General features: G+C 68.9%; 5 protein-coding genes and 1 pseudogene. 3 read left to right on the top strand and 3 right to left on the bottom strand.

Annotated features, from left to right (window positions below):
- The 3 genes and pseudogenes from B0W80_RS22695 to B0W80_RS22685 form a co-directional block, all read right to left on the bottom strand.
- Positions 1-131, bottom strand: a pseudogene (locus B0W80_RS22695) (electron transfer flavoprotein subunit beta/FixA family protein); the annotation flags it as partial.
- A gap of 138 nt (positions 132-269) precedes the next feature.
- Positions 270-1,550 (bottom strand): mechanosensitive ion channel family protein, encoded by a 1,281-nt coding sequence (locus B0W80_RS22690; RefSeq protein ID WP_077001429.1) that lies wholly within the window; start codon positions 1,548-1,550, stop codon positions 270-272.
- Between the two features lie 7 nt (positions 1,551-1,557).
- Positions 1,558-2,511, bottom strand: coding sequence for a histone deacetylase family protein (locus B0W80_RS22685; RefSeq protein ID WP_077001428.1), 954 nt, complete (start codon positions 2,509-2,511; stop codon positions 1,558-1,560).
- Positions 2,512-2,584: 73 nt separating this feature from the next.
- On the opposite strand from B0W80_RS22685, the gene B0W80_RS22680 reads away from it, so the two are divergent.
- The 3 genes from B0W80_RS22680 to B0W80_RS22670 are packed head-to-tail and all read left to right on the top strand — an operon-like array spanning position 2,585 to position 6,514.
- Positions 2,585-3,505 (top strand): MoxR family ATPase, encoded by a 921-nt coding sequence (locus B0W80_RS22680; protein ID WP_077001427.1) that lies wholly within the window; start codon positions 2,585-2,587, stop codon positions 3,503-3,505.
- Positions 3,502-4,488, top strand: a complete 987-nt coding sequence (locus B0W80_RS22675) for a DUF58 domain-containing protein (RefSeq protein ID WP_077001426.1) — start codon at positions 3,502-3,504, stop codon at positions 4,486-4,488. The genes B0W80_RS22680 and B0W80_RS22675 overlap by 4 nt, the downstream gene beginning before the upstream one ends.
- A gap of 28 nt (positions 4,489-4,516) precedes the next feature.
- Entirely contained in the window at positions 4,517-6,514 is a 1,998-nt protein-coding gene (locus B0W80_RS22670; RefSeq protein WP_077001425.1) for a DUF3488 and transglutaminase-like domain-containing protein, read from the top strand.
- The last annotated feature ends 30 nt before the right edge of the window (positions 6,515-6,544 follow it).

The raw sequence follows: 6,544 nt of genomic DNA, 5'->3' as shown, positions 1-6,544 counted from the left end.
TCGACGGCGATCTCGTCGAAGGGGTTCATGCTCATCTTGACGTTGGCGATGTCGACACCGGTGCCGTCGCTCTTGACGCGCACCTTGACGTTGTAATCGACGACCCGCTTGACGGGGACCAGGACCTTCATTGGCGTGACTCCATTGGATTGCGAAACCGGGGGTGTGCAGAGGAACCGAAGATTTTAGGCAACTGGCCTCTGAGAACTGTCACTTCGATCAGGGTGTACCGCAGAGCGGTAAAAAAGAACGGTCGTGCTTTTCGGCGATTATAGGCGAGCTTCGACCGTTCCCGACGTGCCGGGAGGTAACGATTCCACGCGCACGACGCGCTGCGGATAAGGAATGTCGATCCCCGCCTGGCGCAGGCCTTCGAGGATCGCGACGTTGATCGGCGAGCGGACGTTGTCCTTGCCCTTGTCGGGGTCGCCGATCCAGAAATGAAGCGTGAACTCCAGCCCGTCGGGCGCGAAGTTGGTGAGAAAGGCGACCGGCGCCGGATCGGGCAATACACGTGGTTGTGCCCGTGCGGCATCGGTGAGGATGCCCTGGACCCGCGCCACGTCGCTCTCGTAGCCGACCACGATGACACTGGTGAGGTTGAACTTGAGGTCCGACACCGAGAGGTTCTCGACGCGGCTCGTGATGAGCGACTCGTTCGGTACGATCGACTCGCGGCCGTTGCCCTGCCGCACCAGCGTGTAGCGCGTCTTGATGTCGGTGACGCGGCCCTCGAAGTTGTCGACCTTGACGTTGTCGCCGATGCGGATCGAGCGCTCGAGCAGGATGACGAAGCCGCTCACGTAGTTGGCCGCCAGCTTCTGCAAGCCGAAGCCCAGGCCCACCCCGAGCGCGCCGCCCAGCACCGACAACGCCGTCAGGTCCACCCCAACGGCCGAGAGCGCGAACAGCAGGCCGATCAGCAGCAGCACCGCGCGCAGCGCGTTCGACGCCACCTTGCGCATCGACAGGTCGGTGAGCGCGTTGCGCAGGATGCGCGTCTCGACCGTCGACGCGATCCACAAAGCGACCACCAGCACGAGCGCGGCCGACAGCGCGCCTTCGAGCATCGTGCGCAGGCTCACCTGGTTCTTGCCGAAGGACAGCGAGATGTTGTCCAGCTCGGTCAGCACCGCGGGCAGCAACCCGACGATCCACAGCACGGCGCCGACCCACGCGACCCACGAGATGGTGCGCTCGACCAGCCTCGCCAGCGCGGAAGCCGGAAACACCACGCGGAGCACGCGCGCGAAGAAGCGGATGGCCGCCAGCGACACGAACACCGACACCGCGATGCGCAGCACCAGCACCGGCTGGAACTCGAGCGTGAAGCGCCGCGCCAGGTCGGTCAGCACCAGCGCCAGCAGCGGAAACAGCAGGCCGTCGAAGGTGTGCTCGCCGAACCAGATCGATTCCTTGGGCTGGTCGCGCCCGAACCAGCGGCAGATGCCGAAGGCCAGGGCGACGCAGGCCACGAGGATGGCGAGTTCGATCCAGAGGCTCTGTGCGTCGATCTGCGACAGGCGCAGTCGGAAGTCGTCGAAATTCATCGGCAGGTCAAAGGTCAGACAGCACCCGCACGTGCGCCTCGACGCTCGCGGCGAGCGCATCGAGGTTGTAGCCGCCCTCCAGCATCGACACGATGCGTCCCTGCGCATGGCGCCGTGCGACGTCGCGGATGCGCTCGGTCATCCAGGCGAAGTCGCTCTCGTTGAGGCGCAGTTGGCCCAGGTCGTCGTCGCGGTGGGCGTCGAAGCCCGCGCTCACGAAAACCATCTGGGGCTTGAACTCCTCCAGGCGCGGCATCCAGCAGGCCTCGACGAGTTCGCGCACGTCCATGCCCTTGGTATAGGCCGGCACGGGCAGGTTGAGCATGTTGGGCGCCGGGTGGTCGGCGCCGCTGTACGGATAGAACGGGTGCTGGAAGATGCCCACCATCAGCACGCGAGGGTCGTTGCTGAAGATGTCCTCGGTGCCGTTGCCGTGGTGCACGTCGAAGTCGACGATGGCCACCCGCTCCAGCCCGTGCACCTCGATGGCATGGCGCACGCCCACGGCCACGTTGTTGAAGAAGCAGAAGCCCATCGCCTTGTCGTGGCACGCATGGTGGCCCGGCGGGCGCACGGCGCAGAAGGCGTTGTCGAGCGCGCCGGAGATCACCGCGTCGGTGGCCGCGACGGCGGCGCCCGCGGCGCGGCGCGCGGCCAGCATGGTGTAGCGGGTCAGCGCGGTGTCGGGGTCGAGCTGCGCATACGACGGGCCGCCGGCCGGCTCGTCGGCCACCAGGCGGTCGTTGAGCGCTTCGAGGTGCTCCATGTGCTCGACGCTATGGGCCCGCGTGATCTGCGGCAGCGTGGCCAGCGGCACATCGCCGCGCTCGAGCGCGTCGGCCACGCCGGTGAGCAGCAGGCGGTCTTCGATGGCATCGAGACGTTGCGGGCACTCGGGATGCCCCATGCCCATGTCGTGCTTCCAGCAGTCGCGGTGTGTGAAATAACCGGTTTTGCCCATGGTCGGTCACGTCGTAGGCTCATGCGGCGCAGGGCCGCAGGGCTTACGGTATTGTTTGCAGATGGATACAAAAATGGACGTCGCCGCGAAGCTCGCCAGTTTGCTCGGTCAGCTTAACACGGTGATCGTGGGCAAAGAGGCGCAGGTGCGCGACTGCGTGGCCTGCCTGCTGGCCGGCGGGCACTTGCTGATCGAGGACGTGCCCGGTGTCGGCAAGACCACGCTGGCCCACGCGCTGGCCCACACATTCGGCCTGCAGTTCTCGCGTGTGCAGTTCACGGCCGACCTGATGCCCGGCGACCTGTCGGGCGTCGCCATCTACGACCGCGGGCAGCAGTCTTTCGTATTCCACCCGGGCCCGGTCTTCACCCAGGTGTTGCTGGCCGACGAGATCAACCGGGCCAGCCCCAAGACGCAAAGCGCCCTGCTCGAGGCCATGGAAGAGAAGCAGGTCACGGTCGAAGGCGAGACCCGCCCGCTACCCGTGCCCTTCTTCGTCATCGCCACGCAGAACCCGCACGACCAGCTCGGCACGTTCGCGCTACCGGAGTCGCAGCTCGACCGCTTCCTCATGCGCATCTCGCTGGGCTACCCCGACCGCGCCGCCGAGCGCGCGCTGCTCGCCGGTGCCGACCGGCGCGAGATGCTGGCCACCCTGCCCGCGCTGCTCACGGCCGGCGAACTGACTGCGTTGCAGCAGCGCGTGATGCAGGTGCATGCCGCCGAGCCGCTGCTGAACTACGTGCAGGACCTGATCGCGGCCACGCGCTCGGGCCGGTGGTTTTTGCAAGGCCTGTCGCCGCGCGCCGGCATCGCGGTGCTGCGCGCGGCCAAGGCGCAGGCTTTGCTCGCCAACCGCGACTACGTCGCACCCGACGACGTGCAGGCCGTGCTGCCGCAGACCATCGCGCATCGGCTCACGCCGGTCGGCGACGCGGGCCGCGGCGCGACCGAGCAGGTGCGGGCCATGGTCGCGGCAGTGCCCCTTCCATGAACCCGGCGGCGCGCCTTCTGGCACCGGCTCGCGCGCGCGTCGACGGCTGGTTCCTGTCGCGCCGCCCGCCTTCCGACACGCTGGAGCTCACGCAGCGCAACGTCTATATCCTGCCCACGCCCGCAGGCTGGATGCTGGCCGGCACGCTGCTGTTGTTGCTGATCGGCTCGATCAACTACCAGCTCAACCTGGGCTACCTGCTGACCTTCCTGCTGGCCGGCAGCGTGGCCGTCGGCATGCACGTGAGCCACGCGACGCTGCGCGGCCTGAGCCTGCGGCTGATGGCGCCCGACCCGCAGTACGCAGGCGCGGCGGCCGTCCTGCGCGTGGTGCTGGGCAATGCGCGGCGCAGCACGCGCTACGGCATCGGCATGGCGGTGCGCCACAGCGGCCAATGGTCGTGGAGCGACGTGCCGGCCCAGGGCAGCGAGACGGTCGAAGTCGCCTTCAAGGCCGATCGCCGCGGCTTGCATCCGGCGCCCACGCTGACCGCCGAGACGCGCTTTCCGCTCGGCACCTTTCGCGTGTGGACGGTATGGCGGCCGGCGGCGCAGGTGCTGGTCTACCCGGCACCGGAGCTGCACCCGCCCCCGCTGCCACCGGGCGAGCCGCTGGCCGGACAGGCCACCGCGTCCGCGCTTCGCCCCAGCGCGGCCGGCGAATACGACGGTGTGCGGCCTTATCGGCGCGGCGATCCGCTGAAGCTGGTGGTGTGGAAGCGCGCGGCGCGCGCGCAGGCCGTGGGCTCCGAGGAACTCGTGAGCCGCGACACGCAGCAGGCCCAAAGGCAAGAGCTGTGGCTCGATGCGCAAGCCACCGGACTGGCCGACCTGGAAAGCCGGATCTCGCGACTCTGCGCCTGGGTGCTGATGGCAGATCGGCTCGGCGTCGACTACGGACTGCGCGTGGCCGGCCGAACAGTGGCGCCGTCGCAGGGCGAGGTTCATCGGCGGCGCTGCCTGGAGGCGCTGGCGCTGTGCTGATGCACGCCACGCGCCTCGATCGGCCGACATGAAGCTCTCCCGCAAGCTCCAGGCGCTTCCGCGCGAAGCCCGCGACACGGTCTTCCTGCTCGCGGTGATCGCGCTGATCCTGTTGCCGCAGTTGCCCAACATTCCCTGGTGGTGCAGCACGCTCGCGGCCGTGGTGCTGGTGTGGCGCGGCACGCTGGCGGTGCAGGCCAGGCCGCTGCCGAGCAAGTGGTGGCGCGCCGGCCTGCTCGCCGTCACGCTGGCCGCCACCTACGCCACCCACCGCACGCTGCTCGGCCGCGACCCGGGCGTGACACTGATCGTGATCCTGCTGGCGCTCAAGACGCTGGAGCTGCGCGCACGCCGCGATGCCTTCGTGGTGTTCTTTCTGGGCTTCTTCACGATGCTCACGAACTTCTTCTATTCGCAGTCGCTGCCCACTGCCTTCGCGATGCTGCTGGCGCTGCTGGGCCTGCTGACAGCGCTGGTCAACGCCCACATGCCCGTGGGCCGACCACCGCTCATGCAGGCCGCGCGCACCGCCGGCTGGATGGCGCTGCTGGGCGCGCCGATCATGCTGGCGCTGTTCCTGCTCTTTCCGCGCATGGCGCCGCTGTGGGGCACGCCGGGCGACGCGATGGCGGGCCGCACCGGCCTGTCGAACACGATGCGTGTCGGCACCATCGCGCAGTTGGCCCTGGACGACGGCATCGCCGCGCGCATCAAGTTCGACGACAACCGCGTGCCGGCACAGCAGGACATGTACTTCCGCGGCCCGGTCCTGACGCAGTTCGATGGCCGCGAATGGACGGCGGCGCCGCCCTTCTCGCGCTTCGGCTCGCCGCAGAACCTGCGCGTGCGGGGCGAGCCCTATGGCTACGAGGTCACGCTCGAGCCGGCCAACCGCCCCTGGCTGCTCACGCTCGATGCGACGCCCGCGCGGCCCGAGTTGCCCGGCTACCAGCTCTTCGGCACGCCCGAGCTGCAATGGGTGACGAACCGTGCCATCGGTGACCTGGTGCGCTACCGCGCCCGCAGCTTCACGCAGTTCGACAGCGGCCCGGTACGCCGCGACGCCAGCCTGCGCGACGACCTGGCGCTGCCGTCCGGCTCCAACCCGCGCACCGTCGCGCTGGCCGCGCAGATGAAGAGCGACCCCGCCCTGGCCGATGCCGACACGCCGGCCTACGTCCGCGCAGCGCTGCAGCGGTTGCGCACCGGCGGCTACAGCTACACGCTGGACCCGGGCATCTACGGCAACGAAACGGCCGACGAGTTCTGGTTCGACAAGAAGGCCGGCTTCTGCGAGCACATCGCTTCGGCCTTCGTGGTGCTGATGCGGGCCCTGGACGTCCCGTCGCGCATCGTCACCGGCTACCAAGGCGGCGAGGCCAACAGCGTGGACGGCTACTGGACGCTGCGCAACAGCGATGCCCACGCCTGGGCCGAGGTATGGCAGGAAGGCCGCGGCTGGGTGAGGGTCGATCCCACCGCCGCGATCTCGCCAGACCGCATCGGCCAGTTCCAGCGGCTGGTGGCGCAGCCGGGCCTGTTCGCCGGCGCCGTCGGCGCGATGAGCCCCACGCTCGCACAGAACCTGCGCGCGGCCTGGGAGGCCCTGAACAACGGCTGGAACCAGTGGGTGCTCAACTACACGCAGAGCCGGCAGCTGGACCTGCTCAAGGACCTGGGCTTCGATGCGCCCAGCCTGCAGGACCTGGCCACGGTGCTGCTGGTCTTGCTGGTGCTCGCCAGCCTGGCGGGCGCTGGGTGGACGTTGTGGGAGCGCAGCCAGCATGACCCGTGGCTGCGGCTGCTGGAACAGGCGCGTGTGCGGCTCGCGCAGGCGGGCATCGAACTGTCGGAGGCCACGCCACCTCGCGAGATGGCCGCTCGACTGGCCGAGCGCTTCGGCAACGGAACACAGGCGGCCCAGGATTGGCTGATGCGGCTGGAGGTGCAGCGCTATGCGGCATCTCCGGGGGCTGGCTTATCGCAATTGCGCGCGGAGTTCAGGCGCATGCGTTGGCCTCGATGACGCCGGACGAGGCCCGCAGCGCCTGCTCGT

It is taken from the genome of Variovorax sp. KK3 (genome assembly GCF_001984055.1).
Lineage (GTDB): Bacteria > Pseudomonadota > Gammaproteobacteria > Burkholderiales > Burkholderiaceae_C > Variovorax.
The sequence above is the reverse complement of the archived record's forward strand: the minus strand, read 5'-3'. Positions and strand labels throughout refer to the sequence as shown.

What these genes read in the sequence shown, in the direction of transcription:
- B0W80_RS22670 (WP_077001425.1), top strand. Translation starts at nt 4,517, where the DNA reads ATGAAGCTCTCCCGCAAGCTCCAGGCGCTTCCGCGCGAAGCCCGCGAC.
- B0W80_RS22680 (WP_077001427.1), top strand. Translation starts at nt 2,585, where the DNA reads ATGGACGTCGCCGCGAAGCTCGCCAGTTTGCTCGGTCAGCTTAACACG.
- B0W80_RS22685 (WP_077001428.1), bottom strand. Translation starts at nt 2,511, where the DNA reads ATGGGCAAAACCGGTTATTTCACACACCGCGACTGCTGGAAGCACGAC.
- B0W80_RS22690 (WP_077001429.1), bottom strand. Translation starts at nt 1,550, where the DNA reads ATGAATTTCGACGACTTCCGACTGCGCCTGTCGCAGATCGACGCACAG.
- B0W80_RS22675 (WP_077001426.1), top strand. Translation starts at nt 3,502, where the DNA reads ATGAACCCGGCGGCGCGCCTTCTGGCACCGGCTCGCGCGCGCGTCGAC.